Source organism: Vibrio sp. M260121 (assembly GCF_036533715.1).
GTDB lineage: Bacteria > Pseudomonadota > Gammaproteobacteria > Enterobacterales > Vibrionaceae > Vibrio.
In genome coordinates, this window is record NZ_JATABF010000006.1 from 104,568 (window position 1) to 124,946 (window position 20,379).

Below are 20,379 nucleotides of genomic sequence, written 5' to 3' on the forward strand. Positions count from 1 at the left end.
TATATTGTATGCAATTTTAAAAGGCGAGCGAAAATGCTCAAACTAGGCTGATGCCACTTTCTTTCAATACCGCTTGTACGGCGGCTAAATCGGCTAAGGCACTGCCCACCGATTTGTATAAGGTGATCGCCTCATCACTCTGACGCCCTCTTACTTCTTTGGCGCAAAGCTGTGGCAACTCTCCTTTAATCTGCTCGGCGTTAAACACGCCCTCTTGGAGTGGGATCAGTAAATCCCCTGCTTCCGCTAACACATTAATGCGGCTATCGACATACACCTGTGCGCGTTGCACAACTGTCGAGTCACACTCTCGTTTATCCGAATCATGATTGCCCACTAAGTCGATATGCGTGCCGGGTAGAACCTTTGCACCATCAAACAATGGTGTAGCGGAAGCGGTTACACAACTAATGATATCAACGTGTTCAAGAATCTCATCGACGCTCTCAACCACCGACACCGCAAACTGACGTTCGATTGGCAAGGATTGATACTCTGGCGAAGATACAATGCGATCGACGGTCGCCATCGCTTTGTCCAAGCTTCGTCCCCAAACGTAAACCTGTTTAAGCGGTCGAACTGCGGCATACGCCCACGCGAAATATGGTGCCAAATTACCAGTTCCGCATATCAGCAACCGAGAGGCGTTTTCACGCGCTAGGTAATCCGCAGCTAATGCAGACGCCGCCGCTGTACGCCAAAAAGTCAGCACTTTTCCATCGACCAATGCGACGGGTTGACCGTCTTCTCTTTTAAACACCAAGATTTTGGAAGCCAGCGTATCTTTGCCATGTGCTGGGTTTTGCGGAAAATAGGTAAAAGCTTTGACCGCGATTAAGTCTTGGTTCCATGCAGGCAGCAAAGCAAATGCTTCATACTTGCCTTCTTCCAAAGGCATCACTCTTCGTTGGGGAATAGCAGCTGGCTGGGCATAAGTTTCTCGCATGGTTTCAATCAATGACTTCATGCTCAAACACTTGGCAACTTGCTGCGCATCGATAACGTTCATGGTTTCTCCAAAGCAAATAAGGGGGAACGTCAGAGGCGGAACTTTTGGTTATCAAGCCCGCCCCTTCAGAGGTAACTCTCAACTGAGTTGACGCTTGATTAACGCCTAATTAAGCAGCCAAGTATTAAACTCTTCGTTGAGCTCATCGGCATAATCCGACCACCACTCGTCATTAATCAAAAAGGCTGTTTTAAAGTTCTGCGGTGCGGTAGGCAGGTTTGCCAAAATCTCAGGACTTACTTGCGCCGAAGACGACTTGCGGGTTGGACCATAGGCAACGTATTTTGCTTGGTCAGCTAAAGGCTTGGTACCCGACGAAAAGGCGATGAAATCGAGCGCTAACTTGGTGTGCGCACTGCCTTTTGGAATCGCCCAGCCGTTCATGTATCCCATTTGGTGATCCCAAATAATGCGAAATGGCTGACCTTCATCTTGTCTGGCATTATGGATACGACCGTTAAATGCCGAGGCTATCACCACTTCTTTGTCTGCGAGCATTTGTGGTGGCTGAGCGCCTGTGGTCCACCACAACACTTGTGATTTGATGGTATCAAGCTTGGCAAATGCTCGCTCGCGCCCTTGTTCGGTCTCTAGCAAGGCATAAACCTCTTCAGGCTTCACGCCATCCGCCAACAGCGCCCACTCTAAGTTACCTTGAGGCTGCTTTTGTAGCGCACGTCGACCAGGAAAGGTGTTCAAATCAAAAAGGTCGGTCAACTTGCTTGGTGCGGCTTTACCTTTGAATGCCTCTTCATTGACGGCAAGTACGGTCGAAACCACAATCGAGTTGATAGCGCATTCATGAATCGCTCCTTCAATGAAGTCTTGTTCTGCTGGCGTGCCATCCGCACCCGGCGGCAAAATACTTGGATTAACAGGCTCCAACAGCCCTTCTGCACAGCCGCGTACAATGTCTGGCTTGTCTAGTGATACCAGATCCCAGCGCACATTATTGGCTTCTACTTGCGCTTTGATTTCGGCTAAACCACCACTGAAGTCTTCTGAGACAATCTCAACGCCCGTCTTTTTGATAAAAGGTTTGTGGTACGCCTCAACTTGGCTCTTGGTAAACGCACCGCCCCAAGACACAATCGTTAATTTCTCTTCTGCGTATGCAGAGGTCCCCAACAGCATTCCTGAAATCAACATCGCCAGTGGTGCTTTCGTCATTCGTGACATGTTTTACTCCTTTGGTCGTTTTCTGGAGGTATCCGGATACGGCTGCTGGACACCTTGTTGTTAAATTTTCGTTAACATTAGCATTAAATATATTTTATACAATATTTAATCTTAAAATTTTTTAAGCGAATCGCTTTAGCGTAAATGGTGAAAGATCAACCGATGTTTTTTTGCCTTCAACAAGCTCCAAAATCAGATCGGCGGTGATTGCAGCTTGGGTTAATCCAAGATGCTGATGCCCAAATGCTAGCAGCACTTTTCCTTCACAAATTTGGTCAATCACAGGTAACGAATCCACTGTTGAAGGTCGATTTCCCATCCACTTTTCTTGTTGCTTGAGCGGGTTTAGTCCACCTTCGAACATCGCATCACCTTGCTGATATAACATCTCGGCACGCTTCATATTCGGGGGAGATTCTATGCGTGCATACTCCACGGTTCCCGCTAAACGCAGCCCATTCGCCATCGGCGTCATGATGAATTTTCGGTCGGCAGAGCTGATCGGAAACGGTAACGCTTGCCGTTTATCATCCATCATCAAGTGATACCCTCGCTCGGCTTGAATAGGCACAGAAATACCAGTTAATTGCTTTACTAATGGCTTGGAATGAACCCCGGCAGCAACAATAATACGGTCGAATGAATATTGACTTGATTCCACCGACACTTGTCCAGACTGACTTAGAGCATCAATCGTTTTATTAACAATGCTTCCACCCTGCCTCTCAAAGGCATCATAGAGCTCAACGCAGGTGGAATAAGGGTCTATCGTATGTCCCGTCTCAGGAAAAAATACACCATGGCGAACCTGGCGACTGATCTCAGGGATCTGTTCACGGATGGTTTTCTGCGTCCAAATTTGATACTTCACGCCGTGTTTTTCTAACTCTTTCAACGTACTTTGATAACGTTCGAACAGCCGCTCACTTTCAAAGGTCAATAACGAGCCATCCATTTTGATCAGGTCTTTTTTCTCGATGGAATCGAGCAGCTGTTGCCAGCTTTTCACTGCTCTTGAATTGAGACTTTTGATGGCGTTGGTCGAAGGTTCTGTCGACGATGGTTTGGCTTTTGATAAGAACCGAAGCATCCAACCCATGGTGGAAGGGAGATCTTGCCATCGGATAGAGACTGGACTTTTGGGGTTCAATAACATCTTAGGTAACTGAGGAATAACACCCGGTGTTGCGAGTGGAAAAACTTGCTCAGTTGCGATGTGTCCTGCGTTCCCTTTCGAGCAACCATTTCCCACGCCATTTGGGTCGAATAGCGTCACCTGATGCCCTTGTTGTTGCAATTTTAAGCCAATTGCCAAGCCGATGATCCCCGCGCCTACTATCGCTATATTTTGATTTCCAGTTTCTTCCTTGACCAACATGAATATGCTCCAAGTCACATTTGAAAAAGCAGATTGTATACAATATATTTTACATCACGATAACATTAAGCCCGTTCGATTCAACCCATTTTTTCAGCAAGGAGCGAAAAATGAGACAAGGAACCTTTTTCTGTATCGATGCCCACACCTGTGGCAACCCTGTCCGATTAGTGGCAGGCGGTGTTCCTCCGCTTAAGGGCAATACCATGAGTGAGAAGCGCCAATATTTCTTGGAACACTATGATTGGATTCGTCAGGCATTGATGTTTGAACCTCGTGGTCACTCCATGATGTCAGGTTCTGTTGTTTTACCGCCTTGTAGTGACAATGCTGATGCCTCGATTTTGTTTATCGAAACCAGCGGCTGTTTACCTATGTGTGGGCACGGCACGATAGGTACCGTCACCACAGCAATTGAGAATCGGCTGATCACACCAAAGGAAGAAGGTCGTTTGATCCTTGACGTCCCTGCTGGACAAATCGAAGTGCACTACCAAACAAAAGGTGACAAGGTCACGTCAGTTAAGATCTTTAACGTTCCTGCTTATCTTGCCCACCAAGATGTCACTGTTGAAGTAGAAGGACTGGGAGAAATCACTGTCGATGTTTCCTATGGAGGCAACTACTACGTGATTGTCGACCCACAAACCAACTATGCCGGTCTTGAGCACTACTCGCCTGATGAGATTTTGATGCTCTCTCCCCGAGTTCGTGAAGCGGTTTCAAAAGCGGTGGAATGTGTGCATCCAGACGATCCAACCGTGTGTGGTGCCTCTCACGTGCTTTGGACGGGTAGCCCTACTCATGAAAACGCAACCGCTCGCAACGCGGTGTTTTACGGCGACAAAGCCCTCGACCGCTCCCCTTGCGGCACAGGCACCAGTGCCCGTATGGCGCAGTGGCATGCCAAAGGCAAACTTCAACAAGGCGAGGACTTTGTCCACGAAAGTATTATCGGCAGCCTGTTTAACGGACGTATTGAAGGCGTCACTGAAGTGAACGGGCGAGCAGCTATTTTGCCTAGCATCGAAGGTTGGGCGCAAGTGTATGGACACAACACCATTTGGGTGGATGACGAAGACCCATACGCGTATGGATTTGAAGTGAAATAAGGACAGTAAGGAATCACAATGAACCCACAAACCGACAACGTTTTTTACGCTACCAACGCCTTTACCGGTGAAACGTTTCCCCCTGCATTTCCTGTTCACACGGAAGTTGAGGTCAATCAAGCCGCTACTGCAGCGGCAAAAGTCGCGCGCGATTTTCGCCGCTTAAGTAACAGCAAGCGCGCTAGCCTGCTTCGCACGATTGCTAGTGAATTAGAGGCAAGAAGTGATGACATTATCGCCCGTGCCCATTTAGAAACAGCGCTTCCCGAAGCACGTCTGACAGGAGAAATCGCTCGTACAGCTAATCAACTTCGCTTATTCGCTGACGTAGTCGATTCCGGCAGTTACCACCAAGTCATTCTTGATACGCCGGAACCCGCTCGTACCCCACTACCTAAGCCTGATATTCGTCGCCAACAAATTGCACTTGGTCCTGTCGCGGTATTTGGTGCATCCAACTTTCCGTTGGCTTTCTCTGCTGCTGGTGGAGATACTGCTTCTGCCCTCGCAGCAGGTTGCCCGGTGATTGTAAAAGGTCATACTGCGCACCCAGGTACAAGCCAAATCGTTGCAGAGTGTATAGAGCAAGCGCTGAAACAAGAGCAGCTACCACAAGCGATTTTCACCTTGCTGCAAGGAAATCAGCGTGCTTTAGGACAAGCTCTGGTCAGCCATCCTGAAATAAAAGCGGTGGGCTTTACTGGATCGGTTGGTGGTGGACGCGCCCTGTTCAACCTAGCGCAGCAGCGACCTGAGCCAATCCCGTTCTATGGCGAGCTTGGGGCCATTAACCCGACATTTATTTTCCCTTCTGCAATGAGAGCCAAAGCCGACTTAGCGGAGCAATTTGTTGCTTCAATGACCATGGGATGTGGACAATTTTGTACGAAACCTGGCGTAGTGTTTGCGCTGAACACACCGGAAACACAAGCGTTTATCGAAACCGCGCAAGCCCTTATTCGACAACAGTCTCCTTCTACTCTACTTACTCCCGGAATCCGTGATAGTTACCAATCACAGGTCGTCAGCCGAGGTTCTGACGACGGAATTAACGTCACTTTTTCTCAAGCGGAGTCCCCTTGTGTTGCATCGGCTCTCTTTGTTACGAGCAGTGAAAACTGGCGTAAGCATCCTGCGTGGGAAGAAGAGATTTTTGGTCCACAATCGTTGATCGTCGTTTGTGAAGATGTGGCTGATATGCTTTCGCTCAGTGAAACGCTGGCAGGATCGCTAACCGCGACAATTCATGCAACGAAAGAAGATTACCCACAAGTATCGCAGCTCATCCCTCGTTTGGAAGAGATTGCCGGACGATTGGTATTTAATGGCTGGCCGACAGGCGTAGAAGTCGGTTATGCCATGGTGCATGGCGGCCCTTATCCCGCATCGACCCATTCGGCTTCGACTTCTGTTGGTGCAGAAGCCATTCACCGCTGGCTACGTCCGGTGGCTTATCAAGCGTTACCAGAAAGCTTACTGCCCGATTCGTTAAAAGCAGAAAATCCATTGGAGATCGCGCGCTCAATAGATGGCAAAGCAGCTCACAGTTAAGTCATTGGCTCAAAAAGGCACCAGTTGGTGCCTTTTATTTCACGCCACATCTCAAAACCTTCGCTTGCAGTTGGCTTAACCCAGAAAAACAATAAACTAAAGAAATTGGATACAATATTTATTTTTGACGGGAGACTTCAATGTCACAAAAACCTGTTTTTAAGACCCGCACTCAACTGGTTGAGGAAGCGATTCGAACTCAGATCCTTAAGGGCGAGTTAAAAACTGGTCAACCTTTACGTCAGGACGCGTTGGCAAAAGAGTTTAATGTTAGCCGTATTCCCGTTCGTGAAGCGTTAGTGCAATTGGAAGCACAAGGATTAGTGAGCTTTGAGCCTCATAAAGGGGCAACAGTAACCGAGCTCTCTCCAGATAAAATCGACGAGTTGTTCGAACTGCGCGCCGTAGTGGAATGCCACATTTTAGAGCGTGCGATTCAGAACATGACTGACGAGGATCTCGAACGCGCACATGAAGTCCGTGAACGTTTTGAAGCGGTAGTCAACAGCGGCGATGAAGTAGAAGAATGGAGCAACTACAACTACGAATTCCATAAAGCGCTGTATGCCCCAGCAAACATGCCAGAAACCATGGATGTGATTTACAGCCTCAACACTAAGTGCGACCGCTACATTCGCATGCAACTGCTGTTCACTACGGGCATTCAAAAGGCAGAGCAAGAGCATTTGACCTTGTTCGAAATGTGTCAAAACCGCGATATGGACGGCGCTAAGTATCTGCTGAAAAAACACATTTTGGAAGCTGGCACCGCTATTCGTAACTTGTTGTTGGAACAACAGAACACATCAAAATAAGCTCAGCAGTTAAGGTGGTGTTAAGAAATGAATGTCGGACCTAAATTTCTATTAGCGGCGCTGCGACAAAAGATCAAAGATGAGGGGCTGTGCTACAGCTCTTTGTCGGAGAAAAGCGGTATTCCCTTGTCGAGCATCAAACGCCACCTTCATAATCCTTCTTTGGGCTTGGATAAAATCCTTGTCTATCTCAACTATTTAAACACCGATCTTATTGAACTAGCCAACCTCGCCAATCAGCTTCAGCATGAGAACGAACAAATGCTGACTGAAGAGCAAAGCGCGTTATTTCTTGAACACCCCTACCTTCTCGACTTTATCTATATGGTGACGTCTCGTAACCTTGCTCCGAAGGATATTGCAAAAACCTATCAGCTATCAGAAACTAGTCTGCGTTTTTATCTGCGCATCGCGGAAATGCTAGGTTATGTTGAAGATTTTGGTGATGGGTTGTTCTACCGTTCTGGGCGACGCTTTTTGATGGAAGAAGGCTCTGAACTCGACTCATTATTTCGTGAACGCTTCCAAAAAGAATCCTTATCTCACGAGGTAAATCCGGGGATTTGTGTCGGTCGTATTCGCTTGACCAACGCACAGCGCCAACAACTAGAAGAAGAAGTTTACAACAAGCTAGTCAAGCTCAATGCAATCAATACTTCTAATGATGACGGTGAACTCACCAACGTATTAATGCGTTGCACGCCAGGAACACAGATTTTCTTCTCTGATGGACTGCCTGACATTGACGGCGACTTATTAAAACAGGTTGCTCAATTCACTAACAAAACGATGAGTTAGCAAAACAACCTGATCTAAGTTATTCCCTTAGCCGCAGTTTAAATTAAATCGTTAATATAGACTCTGCGATTACGGTATTTCTGCCGCTCAATTTAGCTTTATATAAGCATTGGTCGACTTTATCCAAGAAATATCGAATATCTGAGCATGATTCTGCTCGCTGGCTAAATACGCCAATAGAACTGGTTAATAAATGGGTGTGAGCATTATTTTCGCATAGGATTGAAAGTTTAGAGATCGATTCTCTCAGTGACTCTGCGCGCTCAACGCAATGTTTATGCTCTGAGTCAACCAGCACAATCAAAAACTCTTCCCCACCCATTCGAAAAGCGATTTCATCAACACCATTGAATTGCGAAGATAATAACGCCCCAACCTTGGTGATGGCCTCATCGCCCTTTAGGTGACCAAGCTCATCATTAAGTTGTTTGAAATAATCTAAGTCAATGGAAATAAAGCTGACGGTTTGCTTTCCTGCTTGCGCTTTGGAAAGAATATCTGGCGTCATGATGTTGAAGTATCGACGGTTGTATAAACCCGATAGTTCATCAGTTATCGCAAGTTCTTGCAGTTTTTTGTTGAGACATCTTAACTCTTTCTCTGCCACAAAACGCCGATGTTTTTCTCTAACAAGCTCAATGGATTGAGTAGACACTTCAAAATACATTTTGAGAACAGTATCTGCGACTAAGCCATTGATCCCCTGCAGTGTATCTACCGCGTTCACTTTTGCCGTCTCTAAAGAATCGGTAGATTCCAACTCTTTCAGCGCGACACTCATTTTCTTGTCGTCGCCGATGATATGGAATACGAGCCAACGAATTAAGAACTGCAGAATATGTTCGATAGATTCTTGCCAATTAAGGGTTTTAGATTCGGATTGAATCTTGATGACTTCGTTGACGAACGATGCATGACTTTTCTTGTGATCGTCATTCCAAACATCATCGAGAAAGTGTTCGTTCCAGATGCTTTCTTCAAAAGAGAAATGATATTGAGCGTAGTCCTTTAATTCACTAAACACACCGTCAACTTCTATTTGGTCATCATAAATCAACGTATTGGCTAATTTATTTACCAATAAAAAGAGATGGTAATGTTGTTCATCGACCTTTTTAATCCCTGTCTCAAAATTGTGATTCCAAGGAAAAATGATCAGTTCATTATCAGACATAACTATTCATGTATTAACACTATTTCTTGTGGGGGATAGTACCCCATGTTATTTAAAGTTGATAGCCCTTATAAACAAATCTATTAAGCAGAATAATAACCAAATTTGTTATAAATATTAAATTAATAAATTTATTGTTAAAAAATAGCACCAACAGAGTGGTGCTATTTTTATTGGTTGGGAAAGTATGCGGTGAATAATTACTTTAATTCAATCCACGCTTTACGCTGCGATTTATCCATGTAGGACCAAGCGATAAAGCGGCTGACTTTCTGTCCTTGGCTCATTTCCACGATTCGGATAGCTTTTACACCCAACTTCTCAAGTTGTTTACGCATCGGACGAACATTGTCTTTCTTTGAGATTAACGTGGTAAACCAAAGTACTTGCGCGCTGAATGCTTGGCTTTCGTTCGCCATCTTACGGATAAACGCTGCTTCACCACCTTCACACCATAGCTCAGCATTTTGTCCACCAAAGTTAAGCGCGGGTTTATTGGCTTTTACTTGCGGCGTTTTCGCTTGATGAGCTTGAACCTTCACGCCCTTTTTACGCTGATTCGCTTTTAAATTATCCAGCTTACGCTGACTGCCCATCGCGGCTTCTTCAGCAGAGCGATGGAAAGGCGGGTTACAAGTCGTAATATCGTAGCGATCGTTTGGCTGGATAATACCGCGGTAAATATTGGACTCACTGGTTTGTTGTACGAGTTCGATCTTACCGTTTAACGAGGCATTACGCTCTGTGATTGCTCGAGCTGATTCAATCGATTTTGGGTCAACATCGCTACCGGTGTAATGCCACCCGTATTGAGTCACACCTACGATTGGGTAAACACAGTTAGCTCCAACACCGACATCAAGCGCTCGCACTTTATGGTGCGCATACTTGCCTTTTACTTCACCATCAAGCAACTCGGCTGCACGATGAACGTAATCCGCGCGCCCAGGAATTGGCGGGCACAAGTAAGTATCAGGGATATCCCAATATTCAATATCATAGTGCGCCGCCAGCAATGCTTTATTGAGCATCTTGACGGCCTTTGGATCGGAGAAGTTGATTGAGTCTTCCCCTTTCGGATTCTTTATTACAAATGATTTGAGCTGAGGCTCTGCTGTGATTAGCTTTTTGAAATCGTAGCGACCTCGATGTGCATTACGTTCATGCAATCCACTTTTAGTAATTTTGATCACTTCCACATCGCTGCTTTTGTTCGCGGCGTTAGCTTTCTGACCAGTGCTTTTTGCAGCTTTTGCTGTCGGTTTATTTTTCACACGCTTTGGTTTGATCTTGGTGGCTTCTTTGCTCGGCTTAGACTTCACCGATTTTGGCTGAGCTTGTTTCGCGTTGTGATTATTGGTCTTCATTCGAATTCGCTTTTAAATCGAGGTAAATCATAAACAGACGAGCATCAAATTCGAGTTGGTGATACTCAGGTTCCATATAACAGCACAGTTGGTAAAAGGCTTTGTCGTGGTTTTTCTCACGAGTATGTGCCAACTCATGCACCACCAGCATACGTAATAACGCTTCAGGCGCATCTTTAAAGACGTTCGCGATGCGAATCTCATTTTTCGATTTGAGCTTGCCACCATGGTTACGGCTTATCACGCTATGCAAACCAAGTGCATTGTTGACCGCGTGAATTTTCTTATCGTAGACCACTTTGCTAATTGGCGCGGCTTTTTTCATGTAGCGGTTTTTGATCGCTATTGCGTACTCGTAGAGTGCCTTTTCGCTTTTGATTTGGTGTCTATCTGGGTAGCGTTTTTCGAACCAAGGCACCAGTTTACCGCTATCGATGAGTGAACTGACTTGCTCGACAATGTTCTGCGGATAACCTTGAATGTATCGAAGTGACGGATGCATGCGTATTAAGTCTGCTATGACAAAAGAAAGGCGCTAATTCTAGCTTTTATCAATCCGTAATACCAATAACAGCCAACTGTACGCAACTTTAACAAGGATAAATTGTTGTGTTATTGCCTAACCTTGTAGGAAAGTTAGGCATAACAAGACTAAATAGGAAGCAAGTGCTCTTTGATAAAACCTACGTTATCGTGGTTTTCTCTATCCTGTTCTTTTGGCAACTGCATGTAGTCACCATAAATCATAGATAGGTAATCATCATATCTAGCGATGCATCGGTATTGACGGTCTTCAAATGGGCACGACGTATAATCATGATAAAGCGATGACTCCGTAAACTCTTTAGCAAGGTAACTGCTGCCAATGCTCACGGCATAGCCATCATCATTAACTGAGCATGTTGAACACACCCCTTTGATTGCTGATAGAAACCATTTTTTAGGCAAGAGCTTTAAACACTTTTGAAACAACCGGAATGCAATATTTACTATTGGATTTACCCTATCATGTCTAGAGCGTTGAATACGAACGAAAAAATTGATCGCTTTCATTAATGAAAAGCGTAACTTTGCCGCGCCTTTCTCTTTGCCTAAGCTATCAATAGGAAATATATCAATATTGATCCCTACACCTTTAATGCGCCCGTTCGAAATAACCGAATCATTTAGAGATAGTTTGCTGAACAAAAACGGATAAGGGTTGCGCTTGGTATCCAAATTGAAAAACGTGAAATCAGGATACTCTTTGGCAAAATTTTGCAACAGATATTCGTAATCTTCCCTTGGCATCATAATATCGATGTCATCATCCCAAGGAATGTAACCTTGGTGGCGTATAGCCCCTAACAGTGTTCCACCCGCTAGTGAGTACTCCAAATCGTGGCGCTCACAAAACAGATGCACTCTATCTAAAATAGACATCTGTACGCTTCTGAGCTGCTCAAATGTTAGTTTCTTCAATTTAACTTACCTAATAAACTCGATAGTTTTCTCTAGACCAGATTTCAAATCAATCCTCGGTTGCCAGCTCAGAGCTTCAATTTTCTCCGTACACAACTTGGTTCTTTGATATTGGCAATACACATTGTCGTTAGATATTTCATGCTGGACAGAATGCGTGCCACCGCCGAGATCTGAAAGAAGGTTTGCCAGTTGTAATATAGAAACCTCTTCCGTTTCATTGGCAATGTTGTAAGCAGTATTTACCTCACCTTTTAACAACACCAACAGCATTGCTGAGACGGCATCTGTCACATAGCAAAATGAGCGCAACGCACTTCCATCGCTTTTCAGTACTATCGGTTGATTATCTATCACGTAACCAACTAAATCTGACATCACGCGTCCATCATTTAGGAGCATACCAGGCCCGTAAGAATGAGCGATTCGCACTGTAGTAAAAGGGATGTCATGCTGAATGGCGTAGCTTTGCAACAACGTTTCAGCCATTCTTTTGCTCTCTGGGTAACAAGATCTGGAGTCTAATGGGTCAAAGTTGCCAAAGTCGCCTTCTCGGATCAGTTCTTGTCCCTCTGTGTTTCCATACACTTCACGGGTGGACATAAACAAAAAATTTTTTACTCGTTTGTTTTTGACGAGCTCAAGCAAATTCATGGTTCCTACGACATTGGACTGAATAATCCCAACAGGATCATGTTTAATGTAATATGGGCTTGCATTGCTCGCCGCATGAATGACGAAATCGACTTCGTCATCAAACTCAAGCGGCTGGCATACATCTTGGTAATAACATTCAAATTCACAGGTAAGCTCACCAAATAAGTTTTGAACTTTTTGTTCACTGCGGGCTAACAGTAAAACCCTAATGTTAAGTTGCTCCTTTCTATTGAGATAAATAAAAAAGCGAACCATACAAGCAGCCAGCATTCCTGTCGCACCAGTAACGAGTACCGTTTTATTTTGCAACAAATCCCATGACTTTTGGCTCAAGTACAATTGCTCGTTGTCATCACTGATGATATTGTTCTGATCATTTTTCATATAATTAACCAAAAACCTGTAGATTTTCCTGAGTATCAATTATTGCCTTAAAAATAAAGAAATCGATGGGTGAAGTAATTTTGATATTTTCAGAAATGCCAGAGACCAGTCGAACATCGTATCCGTACTTTGTCATCAACGAACATGAATCGATCGCTTCGGTGTAACAGTCCTCACGAGCTTGACGATGTACCTTAAGAATATCACGTAAATAAAAGCTCTGGGGCGCTTTCGCTAATCGAGATAACGAACGATCGTGAACATCTTTCACTACATCTTCGCTGTCAACTAGGACAAAGGTCTCTACTGGAGGACACGTAGTGATAGCACTACCGTGACTTTTGACCGCTTCGATATTTCGGTTGATAATTTCATCATTGATTAAAGGTCGCACTCCATCATGAATCAAAACAACAGAGTTATGATCAAACTCTTCTTCTATCTTACATAAGCCGTTAAATATCGACTCCTGACCAGTTTCACCACCAGGAATAACAAACTTCACTTTCTGAATATCAAATTTGAACAACAGCTTGCTTAAATAATCGATCCAGGGTTCAACACAGACCACAACAATGGCATCAATATTTTTGTTCTCTTCAAACTTCTCAAGTGTATATATAATTACAGGCTTGTTATATAACTCTAAAAACTGCTTTGGTTTGGTGCTGTTTTGCATTCGGGTTCCGACACCGCCAGCAAAAATCAAGGCAACATTCATAACTCACTCCTAAATCATAGATATCATTTTTTTAATGCTCGTGTTCACCGTTTCTCTATATTGCTCATAGTGATTAGGTTCATAACCTTCCGAAATAGACAGGGTTAAGCGATCAATGATCTTATTTGCATCAAAATCTTGATGGGAAAAGAAACGCTCTGGATAACCTATACACTCACCGAACATTTTAACTTTGTTATTCCAAACAAGCCCTACAACAGGGACTAACAAAGAGTAGGAAATAATACAGGCATGAAGTCGAGCAGCGATTGTGCATTTAAATGTTGAAATAAGCTCAACCAACTCTTTTGGCGTTTGTGGCTCAACAACGTTTAGTTGCTTTCCTAAATAGACCTCCAGATCTTCAAGAATCTCTACGTCACTTTTCAAGCCATTAGTAAATAGCTGATAAGATTGCCCACGAGCTTCCAGTTCTGAAATAAGCGAGGCATAAAGCTCGATAACTTGCGATCTATCGAGATCAATACCGTTATCTTTGAAGATCCTTGCACGCACTAATCCAAGGCCGACAAGATCGCTCGATTTTTTCTGTATTCCATAAACTTCTGAGCTGAAAACTGCTGAATCTGCTACTTGAGCGGTTTTGATATGCCCCTTCTCTATGTAACCATCATTAAGTAGGCTCAAATCATCGCGCGTCGTAACCATTTTTATAGCGCTATGATTCAAGCTTTCTTTTAACAACCGACATTTGTAGTTACTTTGGTCATAACCTTCGACACCCACAGCGTTGAAAAAAATTGGACATGGCTTGTTCTCTACCGTATCAACCAAAGCAGAAATATGAGCCCAACAATCTTGGTACTTAAACTTAATCATTCCTCCACCTGCAAATACAATTGCAGACGCATCATTAAATTTATTTTTATAATCTCGTTTATAACAGCCAACTTTATAATTAAATGATAAATCAGAAGGGAGTCTGCTTAATATTTTGTTTATTACTTTTCTTTTTAACCCTTTAATACTCTTAAATTCGTTTGAATAATTTAGATTAAACCTTTTAACAGAAAAATTATTACCTCTAATATTTTTATTTATAAGGTATTCTGCACTGTCTGCTATCACTTGATCTCCAAGGTTTGTATCATGCGTATAGCCAACCATTACCAATTTTTTCACTGCCATGCTTTATACCTTTAGTCTCATTAATTTCTTTTCTTCTACACTTAACATCAGACAATACGTTAAAAAGCTAATCATCCCGAATGAAACCAAAGTGGTAGAAATAAACCTTAGAATACTTTTCTCGAAACTTATCGTTAGTAAAAACAATATGGCTATCGTTGGTATTAGCACTTGAAGCGCTTTATTGATGACAAAAATCATATATTTCTTAATGGATAATCCGGCTTTAGCCTTGAGAAAAGCGAGCCTCATTCCACAACAAACCACCTCCATAAAAATGGAAACAACGATAACCGTGTATGAAGGATATCCTAACGATAGGAAAATATAGGCCAATGGCAGTGTTAGCATCAGCACTGACCCAATAGTTGACTGGTAAGCCTTTACGTCTCCGGTTGCTTGTATGGCCGTTTGAAGACCAACTGTCGTAAGATTTACAAACGCAAGTAACAAAAATAGCTTGATAAAAGTCAGTACACCTTCAGGATAATCACCTAACCATATCGACAACATAAAATCTGTTTCAAAAAATATCGGCAGCGCAATGACTGAATAAAGCAACAAACTAAAACGGCTTGCTAACATGGATAGGTGGATCATTTCCTCCCTGTTACCATTGCTTTCTGCCTTTACGATTCTTGGGTTGAATGCCTTCATAATGTTAATGCTAAATTCCTTTAGTTTTCCGTTTACTTGAACAGCAATCGCATAAACAGCATTGATATAAACACCAAAGAAGTTATTGAGCAAAACAGCTAATCCTTGAACCCTAGCAACGCCGCAAATTGCACCAAACGAGTTCCAACTCGTGAAGCCAATCATTTCTTTAAATAAGGCAAAATCCAATTTGAAGTTTAGAAAGTTACATTCTTCATATTTAATTCGACAGTAAACCACCTTCGCAATAAACATCATCCAAGAAACTGAGATAAACAAAGTCCCCAGAGCGACTAGTTGATTTTCAAATAAAATAATCAGAAATGCCGAAATTAACTTAAATAGTGATTCAAAAACACTAAACATAGCATCAACACCTAAATCTTCATTAGCATTAATTTGTGCATTAAATGGAACGGTTACTACAGATGCTAATACGCCGAAAGCCATAATTTGGTATAACGATTGAGCGGAAGAAAAAAATGGCTCTGGTATTTTGATCAAACCCTTGAAAACAAAACTTTGCAGTAAAAATAAAAGTAAAAAAATAATTAGAGCAACAAAAACATGTAGCGCTTTAGTGGTAGCAAAGACGCTAACTCTTTTTTCTATATTTTGGGTGCTGTAAAAAGACAAATAGCGCTGACTTGATGTTGTCATGGCTCCATTTAAAAACAGCATTAACGCCAAGACACCAGCAATAAGGTTGAAAATACCGTATCCATCAACGCCTAGTTGTTGGAGTAAAACACGAACCATATACAGGTTAACTACGGTCGTAATTAGCATTTTGATGATCTGAAAAAGAGTATTTTTCGCGACCCGTCTACCTGACATTTTTTCTTCCGAACGTAAAATAAAACTCGACGTTTAAGTAAATTAGTCACAAAAATTCATAAAAACGCCATATCAATGCAATAACTAGCATTTGGATACTAAATAAAATAATATTTAAGTTCTATTGCTACACATACCAATCAAAGCGTTTGGTACTTTTTCCCAACCTTACGCCCTTTATTGGCATTACATTTTTATGACTTTCGCTTGTCAAACCTCATTCTTTTACTCAACAAATGAAGCTATGGAGAGTTTACAGAGCATATAGTAAACTTCGCCTCCCTACGATAATGGAGAGAAATTGAATGAAACGTGTCGTTCTTTACGTCAAAGACAAATGCCCGCACTGCAAAGATGCTCAACGTTATCTTGATTCGAAAAATATTAACTACCGCTTGTGCAATGCGAAAATGCAACGCGGACGCAAAGAGCTCGATGCACTGGGGGCTCGCTCTGTACCTGTACTGAAGATTGGCGATCGAGTCATGATTGGCTGGAATCCAAAGAACTTTGAAAAAATGTACAGCAACTAAGTGACATATTAGTCAATTTGTTTGATCACTTAGTCATGTTATCTCTACCCTAAAGAGCTTCTCCAAAGAGAGGCTCTTTTTCTATCCGCCCGCCCTATTTCTTTGTCTGTCGCTCTTATTCAAACCACTACTCTGCAAATTTTCGAATGTCGCATAAAGGCAATTTCCACTTCCTTACACATTGTATTTTAACGCTCAAACGAACTGGTCTCAGTTTAATTCGCGCCTAGCTTGCGTCGATGGAGAACTCTGGCCATCTTTCTTCATCATTAGTGAGTGTTTATATGTCAGAGACAGCAGCAGAAAACCAAGTAAGCCAGACGCCGCAACCGGTTAATAAGGTCAAGCGCACAACCAATGCATTATTGGCACTCACTATGGTGTCCATTGGTACAGCGATAGTGGCAGATCGCATCATTCCGACAACCGATAATGTCCGTGTGGAAGGCAATGCCGTCTCATTGATCCCACAAGTCTCTGGTCAAGTTGACAGCATCAGCATTAAACCAAATACCCAAGTCAAAAAAGGCGATGTGCTACTGCAAATCAATACCATCGATCACCAGATTGCGGTCAAGCAAGCGGAAGTAAAGCTCAAGATCGCAGGACAGAATGTTGGCTCGCAAATGGCAGGTGTGATGTCAGCACAAGCTCAATTGACCACCGCGCTCGTGGCACAAGAAAATGCTAAACGCCAAGGGCAGCGAGTTTTAGCCATGGCAGAAAAAGGCGTGGTTTCAAAATCAGATGCAGACACTACTCGCACAGCTATTGATAAAGCGAATGCCGATGTCGTTAACGCCAAAGCGAACCTCGAAAAAGCAAAAGCTCAGGTGGGAGCGGCAGGTGAAGAGAACGCTCAGATCCAATCGGCTTTACTGGAACTGCAACAAGCGCAACTGAACTTATCACGCACGACAATGCGAGCACCTTCTGATGGCGCTGTGACCAATTTTAATTTGTCGCAAGGCGCTTATGCCACAGCAGGTTCTCCTTTGATGACGTTTGTTGAAAGCGACGGTTTATGGCTTGAAGCCTTCTTCCGCGAAAACAGCATGGGCAATATTAATGCCGGAGATAAAGTTGAAATTGCACTCGATTATGCTCCCGGACAAACCTTCTCTGGCACAGTATCTTCCGTAGATTTAGGGGTTGCGTGGGGTGCGAATAATCAGCCGGGCACTTTAGCCACCGTAAAAAATCAAAATGGTTGGCTACGAGATACACAGCGTATGCCCGTGACCATTAAGCTCGATGATAAACATGCGGCTGATTTCATGCGCATCGGTGGACAAGCAGATGTGGTGATCTACACAGAGAGCAATGCTCTATTTAACTTTCTGGGCAAGATTTGGATCAACCTGGTGAGCGTGTTCTCTTATGTTAGATAGTCTGAGTCAAGCACAAGAACGTCGAATCCTGCGCTATGTTGTCACCGTAGGTTTGGCTACTTTTATCGCGTTATGGTTTAACTGGCCTTTGGCATTTTGTACGCCTCTGTTGACTGCAAAATTCATCGTCGATAAACCGCAGTTTCATATCCTGCATGTCAAACAACTTGGCTATGCGTTGATCTCCACCGCGGTCATTGGCTTTTTGGTATCGAGCGGCTTGCCAGAATACAAAATTGCCTTTCTGACTGTACTCTCGCTAGGCATGTTATGGAGCTATTACCTATTTACCGATCCGAAATGGGTAATGTTTGCCACTTTCTTAATGATTGCCCTGATTTTGATTCCATCGGTTACCATCATCGACAAGCAAGCTGCGTTAGACGTAGGCATCGGTTTTGCGTTTTCTGGTGTCGTTGCTGTAGCGCTTTACGGGGTGTCGCATATTTACTTCCCTGAAGAAGATGCGACTGAGTTTGCTGGCTTTCCACCTTCCCCCTTAAGCAAAGAAGTGCGTTGGAATGCTGCGATTCGAGCTTGGATGATGTCGTTTCCCTTGGTTTGTTTTTATTTCTATTTCCAACTGTCACAAATATTGCTCACCGTTGCGTTTGTCATGCTGCTTTCTCTGATGGCAACCAGCGATAAAGCGGGCAAAACATCACTGTTTTTCGTTATCAGTAATGTGTTAGGAGGACTACTGGCTTTCGCTGCCTTCGTTACTATTTCTCTGGTGCCAAATATGTACATCTACATGCTTGTGATGTTGGTGGTTATTACGTTACTTGGGACCAAGATTTACACCGAGCCCGCCAAAGCCCCAGTCTACGCCACTGCATTTACGGGTTTTATGGTGTTAATGGGCACCTCCATGAGCAGCGGGGCGCTAGACGATAAGTTTTACGTTCGGATATGGCAGTTAGTTTTGGTCGTTGCCTACATGGTATTTGTGACCTATTTCTTCGAATCTCGCGACAAAAAGACCGCGTAGTCACATTAAGCTTGGGCACTTTATGCTGCTCAAGCTTTCATCACTATTGTCGCAAACTGGCAATGAATATTTCATCAAATTGGTAATCTCATACCTTCTATATTGTTATTCACTGAAGGATGGGAAATACGCCATGCTCGATTCACTCGCTCAAAAATTCATCCCTCCAAAGCCTTACCTTGTGCTAGGCAACCGCATGTTTTTGCTTTCTATCGTGCTTCTTATCATCAGCGCGTATTTTTATGATGTCGGAGTAGCTTTTGTGGCGGTGGAAGTGGGAATCATCCACTACCTATACAATCTCAAATTCAGTACGACAAAAGACACCCTGCTAGGTAGCCTTCATCCTTTGGTCATGACATTAACTGCGGTACCACTTTCCATGGTGCCTATCACTTATGCGCCTTTTACTAGTGCGCAGTTTGCCTTCTTACTCGTCATAACAGAGCGCGATAAACACCACCAAGGAGTACCAAAGTACATTCTGCCGCTGACGTTTATGTTGTTATCGATGATGATGCCGGTAGATATCCCAGCCACAGAACTTATGCTTCAACGTTCAGTATCGGTTGTGCTTGGCATCACTGTGGCGATCATTGCTAGTACGCTGGTTTGGAAAAACGCCAACACCCAGAATGGCTCGATGAGCACCACACATAAAATTGGTCGTGTTGATCTCAAGTACTCCAGCCGCAAGGCACTAGGGATTGGCTTGGTGCTGTCGTTAGGTATATGGGGTGGCACAGGAGCCGTTTTAGGTGCTTACCTATTTATGATGATCCACAGCCCGTTCAGCAAAGATTTAGCACCGAAAGCTTGGCAACGTTTGAACGGAACCTTGCTTGGCGCATTAGTTTATTTGCCTGTGGGGTTGCTATTGGGCTCTTTCAACTCCGACATGGCAATGACAATAACCATGTGGGTTTTAGTCATCGCTTCGCTTTACGGCATCCTTGTGTATCTCGAACACAACTACACCATTGCCACGGCTTGTATCATGCTGCTTATTCTTACTGTATCGGTAGGTCCTTTTAATCCGGAAATGGCAGAATTGATCTTTTCGCAGCGAGTATTGTTCACCGTAATCGGTGGCGCTGCCATGGTGGCTCTTGGGGTATTGATACCACTTAATGAGAAAGAGATAACTGCATAAAAAAGAAAAGCCTCCCAATTAAAGGGAGGCTTTCCATTGAACAGTTTGGTTTTAATTGGATG

General features: G+C 43.6%; 19 protein-coding genes. 8 read left to right on the plus strand and 11 right to left on the minus strand.

All coding sequences use genetic code 11. The features are described 5' to 3' along the window. Positions 1 to 37: 37 nt before the first annotated feature. The 3 genes from QTO06_RS05800 to QTO06_RS05810 all read right to left on the minus strand — a co-directional run bounded on the left by QTO06_RS05800 (position 38) and on the right by QTO06_RS05810 (position 3,566). Positions 38 to 1,009: an ornithine cyclodeaminase family protein gene (locus QTO06_RS05800; RefSeq protein WP_331407135.1), complete on the minus strand. Its 972-nt coding sequence runs from the start codon at positions 1,007 to 1,009 to the stop codon at positions 38 to 40. A gap of 105 nt (positions 1,010 to 1,114) precedes the next feature. Beyond that, positions 1,115 to 2,188 (minus strand): polyamine ABC transporter substrate-binding protein, encoded by a 1,074-nt coding sequence (locus QTO06_RS05805; protein WP_069218065.1) that lies wholly within the window; start codon positions 2,186 to 2,188, stop codon positions 1,115 to 1,117. Between the two features lie 121 nt (positions 2,189 to 2,309). Then, the gene (locus QTO06_RS05810) at positions 2,310 to 3,566 is read right to left on the minus strand and encodes an NAD(P)/FAD-dependent oxidoreductase (RefSeq protein ID WP_331407136.1); all 1,257 of its coding nucleotides are present in this window, start codon (positions 3,564 to 3,566) and stop codon (positions 2,310 to 2,312) included. Positions 3,567 to 3,676: 110 nt separating this feature from the next. Between QTO06_RS05810 and QTO06_RS05815 the strand changes: the two genes are divergently transcribed. The 4 genes from QTO06_RS05815 to QTO06_RS05830 all read left to right on the plus strand — a co-directional run bounded on the left by QTO06_RS05815 (position 3,677) and on the right by QTO06_RS05830 (position 7,842). Next, entirely contained in the window at positions 3,677 to 4,678 is a 1,002-nt protein-coding gene (locus QTO06_RS05815) for a 4-hydroxyproline epimerase (RefSeq protein ID WP_331407137.1), read from the plus strand. Positions 4,679 to 4,696: 18 nt separating this feature from the next. Next, the gene (locus tag QTO06_RS05820) at positions 4,697 to 6,229 is read left to right on the plus strand and encodes an aldehyde dehydrogenase (NADP(+)) (protein WP_331407138.1); all 1,533 of its coding nucleotides are present in this window, start codon (positions 4,697 to 4,699) and stop codon (positions 6,227 to 6,229) included. A gap of 140 nt (positions 6,230 to 6,369) precedes the next feature. Further along, on the plus strand, positions 6,370 to 7,044 hold the full coding sequence (locus QTO06_RS05825) for a GntR family transcriptional regulator (protein WP_331407139.1): 675 nt from the start codon (positions 6,370 to 6,372) through the stop codon (positions 7,042 to 7,044). Positions 7,045 to 7,071: 27 nt separating this feature from the next. Then, on the plus strand, positions 7,072 to 7,842 hold the full coding sequence (locus tag QTO06_RS05830) for a transcriptional regulator (protein WP_331407140.1): 771 nt from the start codon (positions 7,072 to 7,074) through the stop codon (positions 7,840 to 7,842). Positions 7,843 to 7,885: 43 nt separating this feature from the next. Here QTO06_RS05830 and QTO06_RS05835 read toward each other — a convergent pair whose 3' ends face one another. From QTO06_RS05835 to QTO06_RS05870, 8 genes are all read right to left on the minus strand, one after another. Continuing rightward, positions 7,886 to 9,016, minus strand: coding sequence for a GGDEF domain-containing protein (locus tag QTO06_RS05835; RefSeq protein WP_331407141.1), 1,131 nt, complete (start codon positions 9,014 to 9,016; stop codon positions 7,886 to 7,888). Positions 9,017 to 9,216: 200 nt separating this feature from the next. Further along, the gene (rlmF, locus tag QTO06_RS05840) at positions 9,217 to 10,383 is read right to left on the minus strand and encodes a 23S rRNA (adenine(1618)-N(6))-methyltransferase RlmF (RefSeq protein ID WP_331407142.1); all 1,167 of its coding nucleotides are present in this window, start codon (positions 10,381 to 10,383) and stop codon (positions 9,217 to 9,219) included. After that, a complete protein-coding gene (locus tag QTO06_RS05845) occupies positions 10,370 to 10,885 on the minus strand; it encodes a M48 metallopeptidase family protein (RefSeq protein ID WP_005427832.1) in 516 nt (171 codons plus the stop codon). Before QTO06_RS05845 ends, rlmF begins: the two co-directional genes overlap by 14 nt. 149 nt (positions 10,886 to 11,034) lie before the next feature. After that, positions 11,035 to 11,844, minus strand: a complete 810-nt coding sequence (locus QTO06_RS05850) for a LicD family protein (protein WP_331407143.1) — start codon at positions 11,842 to 11,844, stop codon at positions 11,035 to 11,037. Positions 11,845 to 11,850: 6 nt separating this feature from the next. Then, entirely contained in the window at positions 11,851 to 12,885 is a 1,035-nt protein-coding gene (locus QTO06_RS05855; protein ID WP_331407144.1) for an NAD-dependent epimerase/dehydratase family protein, read from the minus strand. A gap of 4 nt (positions 12,886 to 12,889) precedes the next feature. Continuing rightward, positions 12,890 to 13,606: an IspD/TarI family cytidylyltransferase gene (locus tag QTO06_RS05860; protein ID WP_331407145.1), complete on the minus strand. Its 717-nt coding sequence runs from the start codon at positions 13,604 to 13,606 to the stop codon at positions 12,890 to 12,892. Between the two features lie 9 nt (positions 13,607 to 13,615). Next, positions 13,616 to 14,755, minus strand: coding sequence for a polysaccharide pyruvyl transferase family protein (locus QTO06_RS05865; RefSeq protein WP_331407146.1), 1,140 nt, complete (start codon positions 14,753 to 14,755; stop codon positions 13,616 to 13,618). 3 nt (positions 14,756 to 14,758) lie between these two features. Continuing rightward, the gene (locus QTO06_RS05870; RefSeq protein ID WP_331407147.1) at positions 14,759 to 16,249 is read right to left on the minus strand and encodes a hypothetical protein; all 1,491 of its coding nucleotides are present in this window, start codon (positions 16,247 to 16,249) and stop codon (positions 14,759 to 14,761) included. Between the two features lie 305 nt (positions 16,250 to 16,554). Between QTO06_RS05870 and QTO06_RS05875 the strand changes: the two genes are divergently transcribed. The 4 genes from QTO06_RS05875 to QTO06_RS05890 all read left to right on the plus strand — a co-directional run bounded on the left by QTO06_RS05875 (position 16,555) and on the right by QTO06_RS05890 (position 20,317). Then, positions 16,555 to 16,782 carry a glutaredoxin family protein gene (locus QTO06_RS05875; RefSeq protein WP_005439862.1) on the plus strand — a complete coding sequence of 76 codons (228 nt, stop codon included), beginning with the start codon at positions 16,555 to 16,557 and terminating at the stop codon, positions 16,780 to 16,782. Between the two features lie 284 nt (positions 16,783 to 17,066). Then, positions 17,067 to 18,173, plus strand: coding sequence for an HlyD family secretion protein (locus QTO06_RS05880; RefSeq protein ID WP_331407148.1), 1,107 nt, complete (start codon positions 17,067 to 17,069; stop codon positions 18,171 to 18,173). After that, positions 18,163 to 19,164, plus strand: a complete 1,002-nt coding sequence (locus QTO06_RS05885) for a DUF2955 domain-containing protein (protein ID WP_331407149.1) — start codon at positions 18,163 to 18,165, stop codon at positions 19,162 to 19,164. Before QTO06_RS05880 ends, QTO06_RS05885 begins: the two co-directional genes overlap by 11 nt. Before the next feature lie 133 nt (positions 19,165 to 19,297). After that, positions 19,298 to 20,317, plus strand: coding sequence for an FUSC family protein (locus QTO06_RS05890; RefSeq protein ID WP_331407150.1), 1,020 nt, complete (start codon positions 19,298 to 19,300; stop codon positions 20,315 to 20,317). The last annotated feature ends 62 nt before the right edge of the window (positions 20,318 to 20,379 follow it).

Coding starts and splice junctions, on each gene's coding strand:
- QTO06_RS05845 (WP_005427832.1), bottom strand. CDS start 10,885: ATGCATCCGTCACTTCGATACATTCAAGGTTATCCGCAGAACATTGTC.
- QTO06_RS05885 (WP_331407149.1), top strand. CDS start 18,163: ATGTTAGATAGTCTGAGTCAAGCACAAGAACGTCGAATCCTGCGCTAT.
- QTO06_RS05830 (WP_331407140.1), top strand. CDS start 7,072: ATGAATGTCGGACCTAAATTTCTATTAGCGGCGCTGCGACAAAAGATC.
- QTO06_RS05825 (WP_331407139.1), top strand. CDS start 6,370: ATGTCACAAAAACCTGTTTTTAAGACCCGCACTCAACTGGTTGAGGAA.
- QTO06_RS05815 (WP_331407137.1), top strand. CDS start 3,677: ATGAGACAAGGAACCTTTTTCTGTATCGATGCCCACACCTGTGGCAAC.
- QTO06_RS05810 (WP_331407136.1), bottom strand. CDS start 3,566: ATGTTGGTCAAGGAAGAAACTGGAAATCAAAATATAGCGATAGTAGGC.
- QTO06_RS05875 (WP_005439862.1), top strand. CDS start 16,555: ATGAAACGTGTCGTTCTTTACGTCAAAGACAAATGCCCGCACTGCAAA.
- QTO06_RS05865 (WP_331407146.1), bottom strand. CDS start 14,755: ATGGCAGTGAAAAAATTGGTAATGGTTGGCTATACGCATGATACAAAC.
- QTO06_RS05800 (WP_331407135.1), bottom strand. CDS start 1,009: ATGAACGTTATCGATGCGCAGCAAGTTGCCAAGTGTTTGAGCATGAAG.
- QTO06_RS05870 (WP_331407147.1), bottom strand. CDS start 16,249: ATGTCAGGTAGACGGGTCGCGAAAAATACTCTTTTTCAGATCATCAAA.
- QTO06_RS05805 (WP_069218065.1), bottom strand. CDS start 2,188: ATGTCACGAATGACGAAAGCACCACTGGCGATGTTGATTTCAGGAATG.
- QTO06_RS05820 (WP_331407138.1), top strand. CDS start 4,697: ATGAACCCACAAACCGACAACGTTTTTTACGCTACCAACGCCTTTACC.
- QTO06_RS05860 (WP_331407145.1), bottom strand. CDS start 13,606: ATGAATGTTGCCTTGATTTTTGCTGGCGGTGTCGGAACCCGAATGCAA.
- rlmF (WP_331407142.1), bottom strand. CDS start 10,383: ATGAAGACCAATAATCACAACGCGAAACAAGCTCAGCCAAAATCGGTG.
- QTO06_RS05890 (WP_331407150.1), top strand. CDS start 19,298: ATGCTCGATTCACTCGCTCAAAAATTCATCCCTCCAAAGCCTTACCTT.
- QTO06_RS05855 (WP_331407144.1), bottom strand. CDS start 12,885: ATGAAAAATGATCAGAACAATATCATCAGTGATGACAACGAGCAATTG.
- QTO06_RS05835 (WP_331407141.1), bottom strand. CDS start 9,016: ATGTCTGATAATGAACTGATCATTTTTCCTTGGAATCACAATTTTGAG.
- QTO06_RS05880 (WP_331407148.1), top strand. CDS start 17,067: ATGTCAGAGACAGCAGCAGAAAACCAAGTAAGCCAGACGCCGCAACCG.